We start from the raw sequence: 17,205 nt of genomic DNA, 5'->3' as shown, positions 1-17,205 counted from the left end.
ACTGACATAAATTTGGCGGGGCGACTCGCCAAATTCTTCTTTTAAATTTCACCAAATTTATCGCAAGGAAAGAAAATGAGGGCTTTAGATGAGCTTATAGATACAAATGAGCCAGGCTGGGCGCTGATCGAAGAGTGGCTAAAAGAGGCCAAAAATGGCTATGAAATTTTGCCTCGCGATGAGAGCAGGGCGCAAAGCGAGCTTCTAGGGCTTCAGGTCACCACTCGCTCGCCGATGGGAGCGCTTGTTTATGGGTGCGGCGGCATAGTGATAGATGGCGGTTGGCTGCGCCTACTTGGCTCAGGATGTGAGCAGATGAAGCGCGGAATTTACAGCTTTAACCTTGGCAAAAGCTTTAGCGAAGTAGGGCAGATGCCTGGCTATTTGCTCGTTGCGGATGATGTTTTGGGCGGATTTTTTGCGGTAAACGGCGGCGCCTTTGGTGGCAAAGCTGGCAACGTCTTTTACTATGCACCAGATAGCGGCGAATGGGAGGATACGCAGCTTGGCTACTCGCAGTTTTTATACTGGGCGCTAAGTGGGGATATATCTAAATTTTACGAGCTTTACCGCTGGGATGGCTGGCGCGAAGATGTGAGAAATTTTAGCCTTGATAAGGTGATGTTTGCGCTACCACCGCTTCTTTGGCAAGATGCCGACGTAAGGGCGAGGCTAAAAAATATGAAAAAAGATGGCGTTAATATTGATGAGTATTTTGCTTCTTTGTTTAAGGGTGAGAAATAGGATTGATTTTGTAAATTTCGGCTTTTGCAAATTTTAAAATCTTACTCACTCACCTTAGCAACTTACTAAATTTTGAAGCGTGATATGCTCGCTCATTAATTTTTAAAATTTGCCTGACACTCGCATGATGATAAAACGCATGCGGCGCAAAGAGCTTTCGCATGCCACCTCTAACGTTGTCGGGGCTTTACTTCGACTTCGTCTCGTAACTGCGGGCAGACAGGGGATTTTATTAAGGGGGAAGGGAGCTCTTTTGCTTCGCTAGCTCGCAACTGCAAGCAGAACGTAATTCAAGCCTCTTCCCCCTTAATAAAGAAACAAACATTTAAATTTGATTAGATTGCTTTACAAATTTTAAAACATCACTCACTCGCAAGGATTGACTACTAAAATTTGGCTTCGCTTACCGCTTAGCTCAAATTTTAGAGCCGAAATTGCTCGTTCATGAAATTTAAAAATTTGCCTGATGCTTGCCTGATTTAACATAGCAAATTTACAAATTTTAAAATTTAAATTTCACTGAGCGGTAGGTCTGATCAAACCTAAACGTTAGCAGATTTTGTAGTATCCCAAAAAGTACCATAAAGGTGACGAAGCTGCTTCCGCCGTAGCTAAAAAACGGCAGCGGTACGCCCACAACTGGTGCAAAGCCGATCGTCATCGAGACATTTACCCCCACGTAGACAAAGATTAGTGCGGCTATGCCAGTGGCGGTCACCTGCGTGAAATAATCATTCTTAAGCCCGTAGTTTAGGCTAAGTAAGTGCGTTATAAGCGCTCCATAAAGCCCAAGCAAAAGCAGCGCCCCATAAAAGCCAAAACGCTCGATATTGTAGGCAAAGATGAAGTCACTTGTGGCGATTGGCAAAAATTTAAAGTGCGTCTGCGTCGCCTCGTCCTTTGGCTTGCCTTTTAGCCCGCCGCTACCTATGGCGATGATACTTTGTTTGACGTGGTAGCTTGGCTCTTCGGCGATGAAGTCGTGGATCCTCTTTTTTTGATAATCATGCAAATTTTCATACAAAACTGGCGCCGAAAATCCTATGGCAAGGATGATGCAGATCCAAATTTTCTTATTTACGCCGATGACAAAAAGGATGGTGTAGCCAACTATCAAAAGTATGAGCGCGGTGCCAAGATCAGGCTCTTTCATGATGAGTGCAAAAGGCAAAAGTATGTAAAAACTAAGCCTTAAAAAGTCTTTTAGCCCGTATCCATCGACCTCTGGAGGTCGCTGCTTAACTAGATAGGCTAGCATCAGCAAAAAGGCTGGCTTCATGAGCTCTGAGGGCTGAAGTGTGAAGTGAACAAATGGAATTTCAAGCCAGCGCCTAGCTCCAAGCTTGCTAACTCCAAAGATATCAACGCTTAAAAGCAGCACGATGCAGACCCAGTAAAACATCGGGATGATCCAGTCGATACGTCTAATAGGCAGCAAAAATGCGATGCAAAATGAGACAAATCCTATGCCAAAATATACAAGCTGTTTGTTAGCCAAAATGTCGTTTGCTTCGGAGACTAGGATGTATGAGATGGCTATGATTGGGATGATCAAAAACGGCTGAATAAAATCAAAATGTGTTAAAATACGCCGATCTAGTTTTATCAAGAAGCAAACCTTAATTTTTGGGCTAGATTATATCACAAACAAGGCTTTGATTTTGGTTAAATTTAATGTTTTAAATAGCTCAAGACTCGACGTTGCAGTGGCCAAAGAGCTTCAAATTTCACGTAATCAAGCTTTAAATTTGATAAAAGACTCCCTTGTAAGCGTAAATTTAAAACCAGTCTCGAAATCAAGCTTTTTACTGAGCGAAAACGATGAAATTTGCGTAAATTTTGCCCCAAAAAAAGAGGTGCAAAACGAATACGAAGTAAATTTTGACATCCCTATCATCTACGAGGACGACGATCTCATAGTGCTAAACAAACCCCCACAAATCGTCGTTCACCAAGCACCAAGTGTCAAAGAGGCGACACTTGTTGAGTGGCTAAACAAAAAAGGCTTTATGCTTTCAAATTTAAACGGCGACGTAAGAGCTGGCATCGTTCACCGCCTAGATAAGGGCACGAGTGGCGCTATCGTCGTTGCTAAAAACAACTTCGCCCACGCAAAACTTAGTGAGCAGCTAAGCGATAAAAGCATGGGACGAATTTATCTAGCGCTCACCGACCTGCCTCTAAAAGAGGACGTCATCATCGATAAGCCAATCGGCAGAAATCCAAACAACCGCCTAAAAAAAGCGATTGTCGCGGACGCTAAATTTGCAAAAAGCGCCTTTGTAAATTTGCTAAGCGAAAGCGGAGTAAATTTAATAGCGGCAAAGCTTTTTACAGGTAGGACGCACCAAATAAGAGTGCATCTTGCAAGCATAAATCGCCACATTTTAGGCGATGATTTATACGGATTTAAGAGCCAAGGCGATAAAATAAGCAGGGTTATGCTTCACGCTTATATGCTCTATTTTATCCATCCGCGAACTGGCAAAAGGGTAGAATTTACCGCAAAAACGTATGATGACTTTAACCAAATAATTTACAAAAAAATTCCCAAGGAGATTTTTGATGAAAAAATTTGCCCTACGCATATTGACACCATTTTTAGTAGCTTTCTTAGCGGGATGCGGCTCTAGCGTACCGACTCAGCAAAGCACGTCACTACCAACTATTACAAGCTTAAAAACTATTTCAGACATGACAGAAGTTGGCTTTGAGTGGAACCCAGTGACCGACGAGAGCGTCGTTGGCTACTACCTTTACCGCTCAAATCCAAATGAAGCAAACTCAAAAATGCAGCTAGTTGCAAACATCAAAGACCGCTTCTCGACGCACTACGTAGATCGCAACCTAGCGCCAGAGACCACATATACATATCAAATGAGAACATACTCAAGTAACGCCATCTCTCAACCAGGTGCGATCGCAACTGCGACTACTAAGCCACTACTTGACTCTGTGCCATTTGCGCAAGCTATCACAGGGCTTCCAGGCCGTGTAAAAGTGATCTGGAGACCACATCCTGATAGCACTGTGGCTAGCTACATCATCCAAAGAAGCGATGCAGGAGCTAATAAATTTAGCCAAGTAGCAGAGGTAAATGGCAGACTAAACGCCGAGTATATCGACACTGAGGTAAAACCTGGCAGATCTTATGAGTATAGGATCTTAGTTAAAACTTCTTCTGGCGTCATCTCAAAACCAAGCCAAAACATAAGCGCCACAACAAAGGAGTTACCCTAAATCAGTAACGAACGTCCAAGCAACCAAAAATGCTCCAAAAAAGATCATCTTAACGTGGGATTACGCGCCAGCTGAGGATTTTGCTTATTTTAAGGTTTATAGAACGACAAGTAAAATTTTGCCTTATACATACCTAGCAAAAACGACTAGCAACACCTATGAGGATCTCATAAATACAAACGCAGCGACAAGGTATTATAGAGTCACAGCTGTCGATAAAGACGGTCTTGAGAGCTTAAAGCAAGATGAGCCGATCGTTGGTAGCACACTTGGCGCACCAAAAACTCCAAGCATAAGCGCTAGCTACGATGGCAGCGGCGTAAATGTAAGCTGGAGTGCAGTTGATAGAGCTAGCTCATATACAGTTTATAGAAGCGGTGCTAGCGAGAAAGTCTTTAGCGGTATAAGTGATACTGGGCTTAGAGATGACAGTGTCCAAAAAGGAGCTAGCTACTCTTACAGCGTCGTAGCAGTCGATGAATACGGCATCGCCTCTGATAAGTCATCAAAAGCAGAAGTTAGCATAAAATAATGCCAAATTTCATCGCTTCGTCCTTAAAAGAGCTCTCGTTTCCATTTGGTAACGACAAGATCAAATTTCTTTGGCAGGCAAATGGCCGAAACGAGAGGCTCATCTACACAAAAAATGAAGATGAAGGCTTTTTTCTAGTCGTAAAGCCAGGCAAAAATGGCGTCGTCGTAAAGGGAGAAAAGCTTACAAAGCCTGCTAAAGTTGGACTTTTGCAAGAGGCACTTGAGCTTTTTAAAGAGCAAAGTTGTAACGGCGTCATCAGTCAAGCATTTGCTGTAAAAAAGACAAATTTAACCAAAAAAGTTAGTGAAATTTTAAGCCTTGAAGAATTTGTGCCAGCTTTTTGCGAGCTAAAAGGTAAATTTAAAGAGATTTTTATCGAGATCGGCTTTGGCTCTGGCAGGCACTTGCTCTATCAGGCTAAAAACAACCCAAATGCCCTAGTTATTGGCATAGAGGTATATAAACCAAGCATCGAGCAAGTAGCAAAGCTAGCTAGGGCAAATGCCCTAGAAAACGTGAGGCTTATAAATACCGACGCAAGGCTCTTACTCTCGCTTATTGGATCAAATTTAGTTGATAGAGTATTTTTGCACTTTCCAGTGCCGTGGGATAAGGCTGAGCATAGACGCGTGGTCTCATCGGCGTTTGCGCTTGAGTGTGAGAGGATACTAAAGCTTGGCGGTAAATTTGAGCTAAGGACTGATAGCAAGGAGTATTGCGACTTTAGTTTGAGTAAATTTTTAGAGCCTACAAACTCAAAGATAGAGGCTTTTAAAAATAGAAATTTAGAAGTAACAAGCAAGTATGAAGACCGCTGGAGACGCCAAGATAAGGACATTTACGACGTTATTTATACTTGCGAGGTTGAAAGTGGCGAGAGCGTTTTGGCTGGGGATTTTAGCTTTAAAGAAAAGACAAGCGTAAAAAATATCATTAAAAATTTTAAAAATTTCATCATAAAAAAAGAGGATCATTTTTTACATTTTGAAGAAATTTACACCATAAATGAGGGTGAAATTTTGCTAAAAGTCGCCTTTGGAGCGTTTAACAAACCAGAGCAGTGTTTCATCAAAATAAGCGATGAGAAAAGCGAATATTTTATAAAAAAACCGATCTTAATTCGTGAAAATTTAGCAGCACACGAGCTTTTGAAGGAGTATTTGGCTGATGCAAGAGATAATTAGCGCAAGAAATTTAAGCCTAGCTTACGAGCGCAACGAGGTTGTGATCAATAGCGTAAATTTAGACATCTATGCAAATGACTTTGTCTTTATCACAGGCAAGAGTGGAAGCGGAAAAAGCACGCTTTTAAAGTCATTTTACGGAGAAATTTCGCCCCTTGCTGGCGAGCTAAATGTCTGCATGACGCAAATGGACGATATCGATGACAAAAGACTTTGCGAGCTTAGGCAGCGAGTTGGCATTATATTTCAAAACTATCGCTTGATAAATGAGTGGAATGTCGAAAAAAACGTCATGTTACCCCTCATCATCAAAGGCGTCAATCAAAATGTGAGCAAAAAGCAGGTGGCTAAACTTTTAAAGCACGTAAATATGCTTCATAAAGCCGATAAATACCCTCGCGAGCTAAGTGGCGGCGAACAGCAAAGAGTTGCCATGGCAAGAGCACTCGCGCACAATCCAAATTTACTCTTATGCGACGAGCCAACGGGAAATTTAGACGAATACTCAAGCGACGTCATCTGGTCGCTTCTAAAATCAGCCAGGGAATTTCTAGGCACAAGCGTCGTCGTGGTGACGCATCACATCCCATCAACGCTTCGCATCCCATACCGCCACTTCGTCATAGAAAATGGAGGCGTGCATGAGATCGCTTAAAAACCACCTTGGATTTATCCTGCCGTTAATCGCGCTTTTATTTTCAGTGCAGTTTAGCCTCACAGCAGACAAGATCGTAAGAGAGTATGAGAGGCTTATGGGAAATGACTACAACATCGTGGTGGTCTCAAACAAAGAGCTAAGCGAGCCAGTGCTAAAGCCAGTGGTTAGCATGCTAGCTAGCGTTGAGCCACTAAGCCCACAAAAGATAATAGATCGCCTATCAAACGACATCTCGGCTAAAAATTTATCCATCCTTCAAAACGCCTTGCCTAAATTTTACTCGCTAAGACTAAGCGAATTTCCATCGCCAGAATATATGGAGGAGATAAAGCAAAAGCTTTTGAAATTTGATGGTATAAGCAAGGTCGAGACATTTTCAAAGACCCATGACAAGGTCTTTAAGATGCTAAATTTAGCCAAAAGCATATCGTATGCATTTATGGCGATACTTTGTGTCGTTGGGCTTATGCTTATGCTTAAACAGACTAAAATTTGGCTATTTGAGCATAGAGAGCGCATCGAGATCATGACGCTTTTTGGCGCGCCATTTTGGCTAAAATCAGCTATGCTCTATAAATCAGCCATGGTTGATAGCATAGTTGCGACCATTGTTGTTGGCGCATTTTTCTTTTTCTTGCCTAGTATTGAAATTTTTAGAGAAAATGCCGCAAGCATCGATGTAGTCTTGCCTAGTCTTGATCTTTCAAGAGATATATTTATCTTATTTGGCGTGGCTGTGGTTTTAAGCATTTTTGCTGTTAGTTTAGTGATGAGTAAGGCTAGAAAAAGCACGATATGAAAAAAGGAATTTTTACACTTTTGCTAGCATTTAGTCTAGCTTTTGCATCAAATACTAAAGAGAAGATAAAAGACTCCAAAAACTCGCTAAGATCGACACAGGCGATGAGCGAGCAGCTTAGTAAAAAGCTTGATGACTTGGCCGGCGATATCGTAAATGGCGAGAAAAAACTGCGCGGCATAAGCGGCGATATCACAAATTTAAAAGGTCAAATTTCTGTTCTTGAGACAAATGCTTCAAAAGCGCTTCTTGAACTTGATGATCTAACAAAGCAAAACAAAGAGCTAGAGCGCACCCAAAAAGAACTAGAGCAAAATATGATAAGGATCATCGCAGAAGATCTCTCTTTTGATCTTATGATGTCAGCAAGCGAGGGCAAACAAAGCGAAGAGAGCATCATCTCGTCGCAAATTTTAACCAAGCTAAATGCCATAGCAAAAGAGGACTTTAAAAGACTTAGTGAGAACTACGAAGATACGATAGAAAAGATAAAAAACAAATCAAGCAAGATAAATGAGATAAACTCAAGCATAAAAAACTATAGGCGCAAGCAAAATGATCTACAAAGCCTAGAGAGCACGCAGAAAAATACAATAAACGGGCTAAAACGTGATAAAGAAATTTACAGCAAAAAGCTAGCCAAGCTTCAAGCCCAACAAGACGAGCTAAGAAAGACACTTGAGCAGCTTGCTATTATGCAAAAGCAAGAGGATGAAGCAGCCAGAGCTGCCAGAGAAAAGCAAGAAAGAGCAGCTAGCAAAGGCGGCAAAAAGGGCGAAAAGAGCCAGCCAATGGGTGGGGGCTATCAGACAAGCTCAGTTAAAAGATACTCAGGCGCAAGAACGATCGCTCCGCTTGATAGCTACTCTGTAAAGCAAAAATTTGGCAATTACGTAGATCCGATATATAACATCAAAATTTTTAACGAATCAGTCATACTTCGCTCAAGCACGCCAGATGCGAAGGTTAAAAGCGTGCTAAATGGCAAGGTCGTCTTTGCAAAAGCAACTCCGATGCTTGAAAATGTCGTCATCATCGAAAACGAAAACGGCATCCACACGATATACGCTCACCTAAGCCAGATCGCGCCAACTGTAAAGGTCGGTTCAGTCGTGCAAAAAGGTTATGTTATAGGCCGAGTTAGAAACGATCTAACCTTTGAAGTAACGCAAAGAAACTACCATATCGACCCGCTTGAAATGATCTCAAAATAGTCACTTTGTAAGCGTTATTAGCTAAATTTAAAGGCTTTTTGGCTAAAATGCGTGAATTTCAAGGAGCATGACAATGAGTAAGAGAAAACGCGTATTGGTCAAATTTTCAGGCGAGGCCTTGGCTGGAGAAAATGGTTTTGGTATAGACACAGCTGTGCTTAAATTTATAGCAAGCGAGATAAAAGAGCTTATAGAAAATGATATCGAAGTTGGTATCGTAATAGGCGGTGGCAACATAGTGCGCGGTGTGAGCGCTGCAAAAGATGGTATCATCAAGCGAACAAGTGGCGATCACATGGGCATGCTAGCAACTGTCATCAACTCGATCGCGATGCGTGAAGCATTGGAGCGAAGCGGGCTTGAAGTAAGAGTGCAAAGCGCGATCAAGATGGAGGCGATCTGTGAGACATTTATCGTGGGACGTGCGCAGCGCCATTTAGAAAAGGGCAGAGTTGTCATCTTTGCTGCAGGCACGGGCAATCCCTTCTTCACAACAGATACAGCAGCTACGCTAAGAGCTATCGAGATCGGCTCAGATATGATCATAAAAGCGACAAAAGTTGATGGCGTTTATGATAAAGATCCTAAAAAATTCAAAGATGCAAAACTTTTAAAATCACTAAACTACGAAAAGGCGATGAGCGATGATATCAAGGTTATGGACGATACTGCCATAGCTTTAGCAAAGGACAACGCACTGCCGATCTTAGTTTGTAATATGTTTAAGGCTGGAAATTTATTAAAAATAATAAATGAAGAAGAAGCAGCCCTATACTCAGTTGTAAAATAAATTTCAAAAAGGATAAAAATGAGAACAGAACAAATCACAGCAAGAGCGCTAAAACAAGTAGGAGATGACAGATATAAGCTTTCACTTATCGTTGCAAAGCGTGCAGAAGCGCTAGCAAATGGCGCCATAGCTTTAGTTGATGCTGATACTTCAAAGATGAAATTTGCAGACATCGCACTACTTGAAGTGGCTGAGGGTAAAATAGGCTTAGAGGCAATAGTTGAAGGAAAATAGTCTTTTTTTAGAGCAGCTTATCGAGCAAATTTTAGCTTGCAGAAACGTCCCAGACGCTATGGCGCTGCTCTTTTCTCTTTGTGAAAGAAGTGAAATTTTAGACAAAGCTGTAGATAGCTGCGTCACATCTCACGCTGGACAATACCGCAAAAGCGGCGAACCATACGCCATCCACCCCATCTTAGTAGCCTCTATCGTAGCAAACATGGGCGGCGATGAGAGCATGGTCATAGCTGCACTTCTTCATGACGTGGTCGAAGATACCGACGTAACGCTAGGTGAGCTTCAGGCTGAATTTGGTGATGAGGTGGCAAAGCTGGTTGAAGGGCTTACAAAGATAGTTGCCATTAGAGAAAACAAGCTCGCAAGCTCAGACAGCAACGAAAAACTAGCAAGCTCGGCGCTAACTTTTAGAAAGATGCTCTTAATCTCCATAGAAGACGTCAGAGTCCTTGTCGTAAAGCTTTGCGACAGACTTCACAACATGCTAACCCTTGAAGCGCTAAGGCCTGAAAAGCAAAAACGCATAGCCGAAGAGACGCTTATGGTCTATGCTCCGATCGCTCATAGGCTGGGAATTTCATCGATCAAAAACATGCTTGAAGATCTAAGCTTTAAATACGCGATGCCAGAAGAATACGCAAAGATCGATAGCTACCTAAACAAAAATAAGCAGCAGCTTAGCCTAAAACTAAATGCTTTTCACGAAAAAGTAAGTCAAATTTTGCTTGAAAATGGCTTTATTGAGGGCACTTTTGAGATACAAAAACGCATAAAACACTACTACTCGATCTATCTAAAGATGCAAAGAAAGGGCATTTCTATCGAAGAGGTGCTTGACTTGCTTGCTATTAGGATCATCGTGCAAAAGCCGCTTGATTGCTACCTTGCACTTGGAAATTTGCATATAAATTTTAATCCTCTCATCTCAAGATTTAAAGACTATATCGCGCTTCCAAAGCAAAATGGCTATCAAACGATACACACAACCATTTTTGATAACAAAAGCATATTTGAGGCGCAAGTTCGCACTTATGATATGCACAAAACCGCTGAATACGGCGTTGCCGCTCACTGGAAATATAAAAACGGCGAGGGCAGCCTCTTAAATCCAAAGCTTGACTGGCTAAATGACATCAGCATGCAAAATAGCGAGAACGAGAGCAACGTCGAAGAGCTTTATGAATACGCAAAAGATAGCCTTTATATCGAAGATATCGCAGTTTATTCTCCAAAGGGCGAGGTCTTTACTCTGCCACGTGGTGCTACGGCGCTTGATTATGCTTATGAGATTCACTCAGAGATCGGACTTTACGCAAAAGAAGCTTATATAAACCGAGTTAGGATGCCACTTCTAACAGAGCTAAAAAATGGCGACATCGTTAGGATAGTAACTGGCGAAGAGGCTAAATTTCGCTGTTCGTGGATAAATAGCGTACGAACAGGCAAGGCAAAGGCGACGATAAGGTCATTTTGTAAGCAAAAGATCAAAGATATAAACTACAAAATGGCGATAGATATCTTAAAATCAGTGTTTAACGTCTCAAAAGATAGAATTTTAGAGTGGGTAGAGTGCGAAAATTTAGGCAAAAAGGTATTTCGTGCAGCAACTGATAGCGAGTATCTGCAAGAAGTGGCAAATATGCTTAAAAAATACATTAGAAAAGAGCGCCCTTTTATGATCTCTTTGGGCGACAAATACCAGATCAAAAAGCAAAAATTTGAAAACATAGTGATCTACTCAAATCACAAAATTTCAAATGTCGAGTTTGATTATTGCTGCAATCCAAAAAGGGGCGATAGCATAGTTGGCTTTAAAAATGGTCACACCGTGACAGTGCATCACAAGCTTTGCGAGCGCGCTGGCAAGTTAATGGATAAAGGCGATGAGATCATCTTTGTCAAATGGACGAGAAATGCCCCACATAGGTATAAAATTTTATTAAATTTAGAAAATAGAAAAGGTGCGTTGGCTGAATTTTTAACATATCTTGCTAGACTTGATATAAATTTAGCTACAATCTCGCTAAACGAAGCAAATGATCTTAGCGGAGATACGTTTGAAATAAGCGTCGAAATAGCAGAAAATATCGATGCAAACGAGATCAAAGAGAAGATCAAAGATAGATATAAGATTATTGATTTTGTTTCGCAAAGCGACCCATATCATAATTAGGAGAGAAAAATGGTTCAAGATATAGACGATATTTTACAAGAGATAAACCGCGGCGTTGCCGAGATGATCGATGCTGAGAGAGTTGAAAATTTGGTTAAAAATTATTATGAAAAAGGTGAAAATTTCTACGTAAAAGCAGGCTTTGACCCAACAGCTCCAGACCTTCACCTAGGTCACACAGTCGTTTTAAACAAGATGGCTTTGCTTCAAAAGCATGGCGCGATAGTGCAGTTTTTGATAGGCGATTTTACCGCTCAAATAGGCGATCCAACAGGCAAGTCAGCCACTAGAAAAAAACTAGATCAAGAGACCGTTTTAAAAAATGCAAAAACTTACGAAGAGCAAGTTTTTAAAATTTTAGATCCTAAAAAAACTGTGATAATGTTTAACTCAAAATGGTCAAATGAGCTTGGCGCTGCTGGTATAATTGAGCTAACTAGCACATTTTCAGTAGCTAGGATGCTAGAGCGAGATGACTTTGAAAAGAGGATAAAAGCGGGCAATCCTATATCAATCTCTGAGTTTATGTATCCGCTTCTTCAAGGATATGATAGCGTTGCTATGAAGTGCGACATCGAGATGGGTGGCACAGATCAGAAATTTAACCTTCTAATGGGCAGAACTTTGCAGCGAACATATAATATCGGCAAAGAGCAAGCTGTCATCATGATGCCACTTCTTGAGGGGCTTGATGGTGTAAATAAGATGAGCAAAAGCCTTGGCAACTATATCGGCGTAACTGAAAATGCAAATGATATGTTTGCAAAAACGCTTAGCATAAGTGATGAGCTTATGTGGCGCTGGTACGAGCTACTAAGCACAAAAACACTAGGCGAGATAGAAGAGCTGATGAATGACGTAAATAGTGGCAAATATCATCCAAAAAAGGCGAAAGAGGATCTTGCTTATGAGATAACAGCGAGGTATCACGGCGAGGAGGCTGCTAAGGCTGCTATGGCTGAATTTAACAGCGTTCACTCTCAAAATCAGCTACCAACTGATATGAAAGAATTTAGCTTAAAAGCGCCGATTTGGATAGTAGAGGCCTTATCTCAGTGTGGGCTAAGTGAGTCAAACTCTCAAGCAAGGCGAGATATAAAAGCAAACGCAGTTAGCGTCAATCAAGAAAAAATTAGCGATGAGCAGTTAAAATTAGGAGCAGGCGAGTATATCTTGCAGGTTGGAAAGCGTAAATTTGCGAAGATAAAGGTTGAATAAATGGAGTTAAAGCCGTTAAAAATAGGTAAATACGAGATAAAATACCCGATATTTCAAGGCGGTATGGGACTTGGCATCAGCTGGGACAAACTAGCTGGCAATGTGAGCTTAGAAGGCGGTCTTGGCATAATTAGCTCAGTTGGCACAGGCTACTATGAAAACCGCAAATTTATAGATAAAGAGCTAAATGCAAAGCCTTTTGGAAGCGAAAATTTCTACTCCACAAGAGGCCTTCGAGCTGTAATAGAAAATGCACGTAAAATTTGTGGTGACTTGCCACTTGGCGTAAATATAATGTATGCAGCAAATGACTACGCAAGGGTGGTTAAAGACGCTTGCGAGGCTGGTATAAATATCATAGTATCTGGTGCAGGGCTACCTACAAATTTACCTGAATTTACACAAAATTTTAAAGAGATAGCACTAGTTCCGATCGTCTCAAGCGCAAAAGCACTAAAGATAATCTGTAAGCGCTGGCTTCAAAGATATGAGCGCTTGCCAGATGCTGTCGTGCTTGAGGGACCGCTAAGTGGCGGCCACCAGGGCTTTACATACGAGCAGTGCCTTGATCCTGAGTTTTCACTATTTAATCTCATCCCGCAGGTAAAAGCTGAGATCAAAGAGTGGGGTGACTTTCCGCTCATCGCAGCTGGTGGAATTTGGGATAAAAACGACATCGAAAAGGCGATATCGCTAGGCGCAGACGGCGTTCAAATGGGTACACGCTTTATTGGTACACACGAGTGTGACGCAGATATCGGCTTTAAAGAGGTCTTGCTTGCAGCTGAAGAGAAAGATATCGAGCTTATAAAGAGCCCAGTTGGCTATCCAGCTCGCGGGATAAGAACAAATTTGATAAATTTAGTCGATAAAAGAATGGGGCCAAAGATCCAGTGCATAAGCAACTGCGTGAGCCCTTGCCAAAGAGGCAAAGAGGCAAAGCAGGTGGGATACTGCATCGCGGATAGGCTATTTGACGCATATAGTGGCAAAAAAGAGAGTGGGCTATTTTTTACGGGGGCAAACGGCTACAAACTAAAAGAGCTAATAAGCGTAAAAGAGCTAATACATAAGCTGGTACATGGTGAATGAAACGGGTTTTAATATCTCTTTTTCTAGCATTTAGCTTTCTTTTTGCGGCGACAAATTCGGAGACTTTTGCCAAATTTGATAGAAATTTTATGGCTCTAAATAGAAGCGCTAAGATAAAGCTTCACAACGATATAAAAAATATCTACGTTGATGCGATCATTAAAAACGACAAAAACACGAAAAAGCAGGCACTTACTAGGCTCATAACAAGCTCAAAAGCGCTTGGCTTTGACTCAAGCGCATATATAAGAGATCTAAATTCGATAAACGGCGTAAAAGGTGCCAGCGCGCCAGCGGTTTCGCCAGCTTTAACGCTACTAAGTGCCACAAAGGTAAATGACACCTTGGTGCTTAAATTTAACACAAAGCTAGACACCGCAAGGCTAAAAACATCGTTTGCCAAACAGCAAAATGCCTACAAAAATATCATGGACATCGATGGCAGGCTAAATGGCAACCCACTAACTTATAAAAATTTCATCTCAGACTACATCCACATCTCGCAGTATGATAAAAACACCGTCAGGATCATCTTTTCTGACAAGGTGCAAAAGACGATAAAAGCAAATGCAACTGGGGATTTGTTAATAATTAGCGCTCAAAATTTCATCTCAAATGAAAATGTAAGAGCGCCACTTCATAAGCTTAAAAATAAAAACGAAAAGCCAGCACAAAGCGCGGTAGAGCCAAATTTAAAGTCTGAGCCAGCGCAAAGTGAGCCAGTAGAAGAGCCTTTACCTCCAGTTGCGGCGGGTAAGTTTTCACGCAACAAAACGATCGTCATCGACCCAGGGCATGGCGGCACAGATCCTGGTGCGGTAAATGGTAGTTTAAAAGAAAAAACAGCCGTTTTAGGTGTAGCCAAAAAGCTTGGCGAGATACTAAAATCTCGTGGCTACAAGGTCTATTTCACCAGATCAACTGACGTTTTTATAAATTTAAGATCAAGAACGAAATTTGCAAACGACAAGATGGCTGACCTCTTTGTATCCATCCACGCAAATGCCGCTCCAAACGCTGCTAAAGCAAAGAGCATGCATGGCATCGAGACATTTTTCTTATCGCCTGCAAGGAGCGAGCGCAGCAAAAACGCAGCCGCACTTGAAAACAAATCAGACATCGAAGAGATGAACTACTTTTCGCAGCAAACGTTTCTAAACGTGCTAAACCGCGAGAAGATCATCGCCTCAAACAAGCTTGGCATCGACATCCAAAAAGAAATTTTAGCAAGCGCTAGAAAGGTCTATGCAGCCAGCGACGGCAGCGTGCGAGAGGCGCCATTTTGGGTGCTCGTGGGCGCTCTTATGCCAGCGGTTCTTGTCGAGATCGGATATATCACGCATCCAGTCGAGGGCGAAAAACTCTTTAACGAAGCCTATCAAAAAGCCCTTGCAAACGGCATCGCAAACGGCATAGATGGATATTTCGCAAAAAATAGATGAAAAATGCAAATTTAAGCTTTAAAGGACAAATTCCATTTAACGAAGAGTTTGGCGACATCTACTTTAACACCGAAAAACCTTGGCTTGAGAGCGAATTTGTCTTTGCGAGCGCACTTGATGAAATTTGGCAGAGCAAAGATAGCTTCATAGTTGCTGAGACTGGCTTTGGCGCTGGGCTAAATTTCTTCACGCTTTGTAAGAAATTTAAAAATAGCTCCAAAAAACTTCACTTCGTTAGTATCGAAAAAAGCCCCATTAAAAAAGAAGATCTTTTAAAAATTTATGAAAATTTAGGCATTTTTAAAGCCTATGCTAAAAAGCTAGTTTCGCTCTATCCACCGCTGATTTCTGGCATACACCGCATAAATTTCGCCCCAAATATCACCCTTGATCTTTGCTACGGCGAAGCAGATCAAATTTTGCCTGAGCTTGATTTTGCCGCTGATATCTGGTTTTTAGACGGCTTTGCCCCAAGCAAAAATGGCTCGATCTGGAGCGAGGACGTCTTTAAGCAGATCGCAAGGCTAAGCAGGGTTGGCACCATAGTTAGAACTTACTCGTGCGCAAAAATGGTAAAAGATGGGCTAAAAAATGCTGGCTTTTTTCTGAGCCTAAAAGAGGGCTACGCTAGAAAACGCCAGATGAGCAGCGCTGTGCTAGAGAAAAAGGATGAAAATTTAAAGGACGCTTGGTTTGCGAGGTGCGAGCCGGTTGCCAGCGTAAAAGGCAAAACAGCGCTTGTTATAGGAGCAGGTGTGGCTGGACTTGCCACCGCTGGAGAGCTAGCCAAAAATGGCTTTAAAGTGGTGATCGCCGAGGCAAAGAGTGAGGTCGCGACAAATGGCTCAGGTAATCACTGCGGCGCCTTGATGCCACTAGTTACGAAGCCTGGGGTAAATTTAGGCCGCATGCACATAAATGCGTTTTTGCAAGCAGTGAGATTTTACAAGGCAAATTTACCAAAAAGCCTCATCAAATTTAATGGCTGCATCGACTATGCATTTGACGATGAGCTCATTAAAAGATACGCCTCATGGCAGGATCAAAGTGCGGAGGATCTTTTTAAATTTGATGAGAGTTTAAAGCCATATCCTGGGATATTTATAAAAGAGGCGGCTTATGCTAGGCCAAGAGAAATTTGTAAATTTCTATCAAGTAACTTTGAAATTTTATTTAACCACGAGTATGAGAGCAGGACGCACCTACAAAATGGCAAGATAAGCGTTAAATTTAAAAATAAAAAAAGCTTGGAGGCTGATATTTTGATCTTTTGCACAGGTAGCAAGAGTAGCGAGATATTTAGAAGTTACGACATGCAAATAAGTAGTGTCAGAGGTCAAGTCACGCACCTAAAACCAGTGCTAAAAAATGAGCTGCCACTAAGTGCAAAAGGCTACATCTGCCCAGCCGTAAAAGGCGTGCAAGTTATCGGTGCAACCTACGCTAGAAATGAAATTTGTGACATGCCTAAAGACGAGGATAATGCTAAAAATTTAAGCGACGTGAGCGAGTTTTTTGACACCACAAAAGTCACTATCATCGGCTCACGTGTGGGATATAGAAGTTATAGCGGAGATAGATTTCCGATAATTGGCGCCTTGCACGATGAGGAGTTTTACAAGCAAAACTACAAAGGGCTATTTTGGAGTAAAAATAAAGATAATAACCCAAAAGCAAGCTACGAAAAAAATCTCTTTGTAAATTTCGCTCACGGCTCACGTGGCCTTGGCACAGCGATACTTGGAGCAAATTTGATAACAGATCTTGTGCTTGATCGCCCACTTTGCATAGAAAGATCGCTATTTTTTGAGCTTCATCCTGCTAGATTTTTGATAAGAAAGCTAAAAAAAGGACTAAAATAGTCAAATTCCTTAACATA

At 41.7% G+C, this 17,205-nt stretch carries 16 protein-coding genes; 15 read left to right on the top strand and 1 reads right to left on the bottom strand.

The features are described 5' to 3' along the window. The first annotated feature begins 75 nt into the window (after positions 1–75). The gene (locus MTT09_RS08705; protein WP_429803540.1) at positions 76–744 is read left to right on the top strand and encodes a DUF2625 family protein; all 669 of its coding nucleotides are present in this window, start codon (positions 76–78) and stop codon (positions 742–744) included. A 502-nt stretch (positions 745–1,246) separates the two neighbouring features. Here MTT09_RS08705 and MTT09_RS08700 read toward each other — a convergent pair. Next, a complete protein-coding gene (locus tag MTT09_RS08700) occupies positions 1,247–2,353 on the bottom strand; it encodes an FtsW/RodA/SpoVE family cell cycle protein (protein ID WP_021088649.1) in 1,107 nt (368 codons plus the stop codon). A 52-nt stretch (positions 2,354–2,405) separates the two neighbouring features. On the opposite strand from MTT09_RS08700, the gene MTT09_RS08695 reads away from it, so the two are divergent. The 14 genes from MTT09_RS08695 (at position 2,406) to mnmC (ending at position 17,188) form a co-directional block, all read left to right on the top strand. After that, the gene (locus MTT09_RS08695; RefSeq protein WP_149713411.1) at positions 2,406–3,377 is read left to right on the top strand and encodes an RluA family pseudouridine synthase; all 972 of its coding nucleotides are present in this window, start codon (positions 2,406–2,408) and stop codon (positions 3,375–3,377) included. Next, complete coding sequence (locus MTT09_RS08690) at positions 3,310–3,984, top strand: fibronectin type III domain-containing protein (protein ID WP_429803539.1); 675 nt, start codon at positions 3,310–3,312, stop codon at positions 3,982–3,984. Before MTT09_RS08695 ends, MTT09_RS08690 begins: the two co-directional genes overlap by 68 nt. Positions 3,985–4,102: 118 nt before the next feature. Next, on the top strand, positions 4,103–4,516 hold the full coding sequence (locus MTT09_RS08685; RefSeq protein WP_429803538.1) for a hypothetical protein: 414 nt from the start codon (positions 4,103–4,105) through the stop codon (positions 4,514–4,516). Beyond that, the gene (trmB, locus tag MTT09_RS08680) at positions 4,516–5,703 is read left to right on the top strand and encodes a tRNA (guanosine(46)-N7)-methyltransferase TrmB (protein WP_429803537.1); all 1,188 of its coding nucleotides are present in this window, start codon (positions 4,516–4,518) and stop codon (positions 5,701–5,703) included. Before MTT09_RS08685 ends, trmB begins: the two co-directional genes overlap by 1 nt. After that, a complete protein-coding gene (locus MTT09_RS08675; protein WP_004317228.1) occupies positions 5,687–6,358 on the top strand; it encodes a cell division ATP-binding protein FtsE in 672 nt (223 codons plus the stop codon). The genes trmB and MTT09_RS08675 overlap by 17 nt, the downstream gene beginning before the upstream one ends. After that, complete coding sequence (locus MTT09_RS08670; RefSeq protein WP_103612972.1) at positions 6,345–7,160, top strand: cell division protein FtsX; 816 nt, start codon at positions 6,345–6,347, stop codon at positions 7,158–7,160. Before MTT09_RS08675 ends, MTT09_RS08670 begins: the two co-directional genes overlap by 14 nt. Then, entirely contained in the window at positions 7,157–8,374 is a 1,218-nt protein-coding gene (locus MTT09_RS08665) for a murein hydrolase activator EnvC family protein (protein ID WP_021088579.1), read from the top strand. Before MTT09_RS08670 ends, MTT09_RS08665 begins: the two co-directional genes overlap by 4 nt. A gap of 73 nt (positions 8,375–8,447) precedes the next feature. Then, positions 8,448–9,164 (top strand): UMP kinase, encoded by a 717-nt coding sequence (gene pyrH / locus MTT09_RS08660; RefSeq protein ID WP_009294284.1) that lies wholly within the window; start codon positions 8,448–8,450, stop codon positions 9,162–9,164. An 18-nt stretch (positions 9,165–9,182) separates the two neighbouring features. Further along, positions 9,183–9,398, top strand: coding sequence for a DNA-directed RNA polymerase subunit omega (locus MTT09_RS08655; protein ID WP_004317259.1), 216 nt, complete (start codon positions 9,183–9,185; stop codon positions 9,396–9,398). Beyond that, complete coding sequence (locus tag MTT09_RS08650) at positions 9,385–11,574, top strand: RelA/SpoT family protein (protein WP_429803536.1); 2,190 nt, start codon at positions 9,385–9,387, stop codon at positions 11,572–11,574. The genes MTT09_RS08655 and MTT09_RS08650 overlap by 14 nt, the downstream gene beginning before the upstream one ends. 9 nt (positions 11,575–11,583) lie before the next feature. Continuing rightward, the gene (tyrS, locus tag MTT09_RS08645) at positions 11,584–12,792 is read left to right on the top strand and encodes a tyrosine--tRNA ligase (protein ID WP_103607601.1); all 1,209 of its coding nucleotides are present in this window, start codon (positions 11,584–11,586) and stop codon (positions 12,790–12,792) included. Further along, positions 12,793–13,884, top strand: coding sequence for a nitronate monooxygenase (locus MTT09_RS08640; protein WP_429803535.1), 1,092 nt, complete (start codon positions 12,793–12,795; stop codon positions 13,882–13,884). Further along, entirely contained in the window at positions 13,881–15,326 is a 1,446-nt protein-coding gene (locus MTT09_RS08635) for an N-acetylmuramoyl-L-alanine amidase family protein (RefSeq protein ID WP_429803534.1), read from the top strand. The genes MTT09_RS08640 and MTT09_RS08635 overlap by 4 nt, the downstream gene beginning before the upstream one ends. Continuing rightward, the gene (gene mnmC, locus MTT09_RS08630; protein ID WP_429803533.1) at positions 15,323–17,188 is read left to right on the top strand and encodes a bifunctional tRNA (5-methylaminomethyl-2-thiouridine)(34)-methyltransferase MnmD/FAD-dependent 5-carboxymethylaminomethyl-2-thiouridine(34) oxidoreductase MnmC; all 1,866 of its coding nucleotides are present in this window, start codon (positions 15,323–15,325) and stop codon (positions 17,186–17,188) included. Before MTT09_RS08635 ends, mnmC begins: the two co-directional genes overlap by 4 nt. The last annotated feature ends 17 nt before the right edge of the window (positions 17,189–17,205 follow it).

This window comes from Campylobacter concisus, from assembly GCF_050447505.1.
Classification (GTDB): Bacteria; Campylobacterota; Campylobacteria; order Campylobacterales; family Campylobacteraceae; genus Campylobacter_A; species Campylobacter_A concisus_BP.
Note: the sequence above shows the minus strand (reverse complement) of the source record. Positions and strands in the feature narration are given on the sequence as shown.

Excerpts from the sequence above, each read along its gene's own strand:
- MTT09_RS08705 (WP_429803540.1), top strand. The coding sequence starts at position 76 with ATGAGGGCTTTAGATGAGCTTATAGATACAAATGAGCCAGGCTGGGCG.
- MTT09_RS08690 (WP_429803539.1), top strand. The coding sequence starts at position 3,310 with ATGAAAAAATTTGCCCTACGCATATTGACACCATTTTTAGTAGCTTTC.
- trmB (WP_429803537.1), top strand. The coding sequence starts at position 4,516 with ATGCCAAATTTCATCGCTTCGTCCTTAAAAGAGCTCTCGTTTCCATTT.
- MTT09_RS08675 (WP_004317228.1), top strand. The coding sequence starts at position 5,687 with ATGCAAGAGATAATTAGCGCAAGAAATTTAAGCCTAGCTTACGAGCGC.
- MTT09_RS08670 (WP_103612972.1), top strand. The coding sequence starts at position 6,345 with ATGAGATCGCTTAAAAACCACCTTGGATTTATCCTGCCGTTAATCGCG.
- MTT09_RS08665 (WP_021088579.1), top strand. The coding sequence starts at position 7,157 with ATGAAAAAAGGAATTTTTACACTTTTGCTAGCATTTAGTCTAGCTTTT.
- pyrH (WP_009294284.1), top strand. The coding sequence starts at position 8,448 with ATGAGTAAGAGAAAACGCGTATTGGTCAAATTTTCAGGCGAGGCCTTG.
- MTT09_RS08655 (WP_004317259.1), top strand. The coding sequence starts at position 9,183 with ATGAGAACAGAACAAATCACAGCAAGAGCGCTAAAACAAGTAGGAGAT.
- tyrS (WP_103607601.1), top strand. The coding sequence starts at position 11,584 with ATGGTTCAAGATATAGACGATATTTTACAAGAGATAAACCGCGGCGTT.
- MTT09_RS08640 (WP_429803535.1), top strand. The coding sequence starts at position 12,793 with ATGGAGTTAAAGCCGTTAAAAATAGGTAAATACGAGATAAAATACCCG.
- MTT09_RS08635 (WP_429803534.1), top strand. The coding sequence starts at position 13,881 with ATGAAACGGGTTTTAATATCTCTTTTTCTAGCATTTAGCTTTCTTTTT.
- mnmC (WP_429803533.1), top strand. The coding sequence starts at position 15,323 with ATGAAAAATGCAAATTTAAGCTTTAAAGGACAAATTCCATTTAACGAA.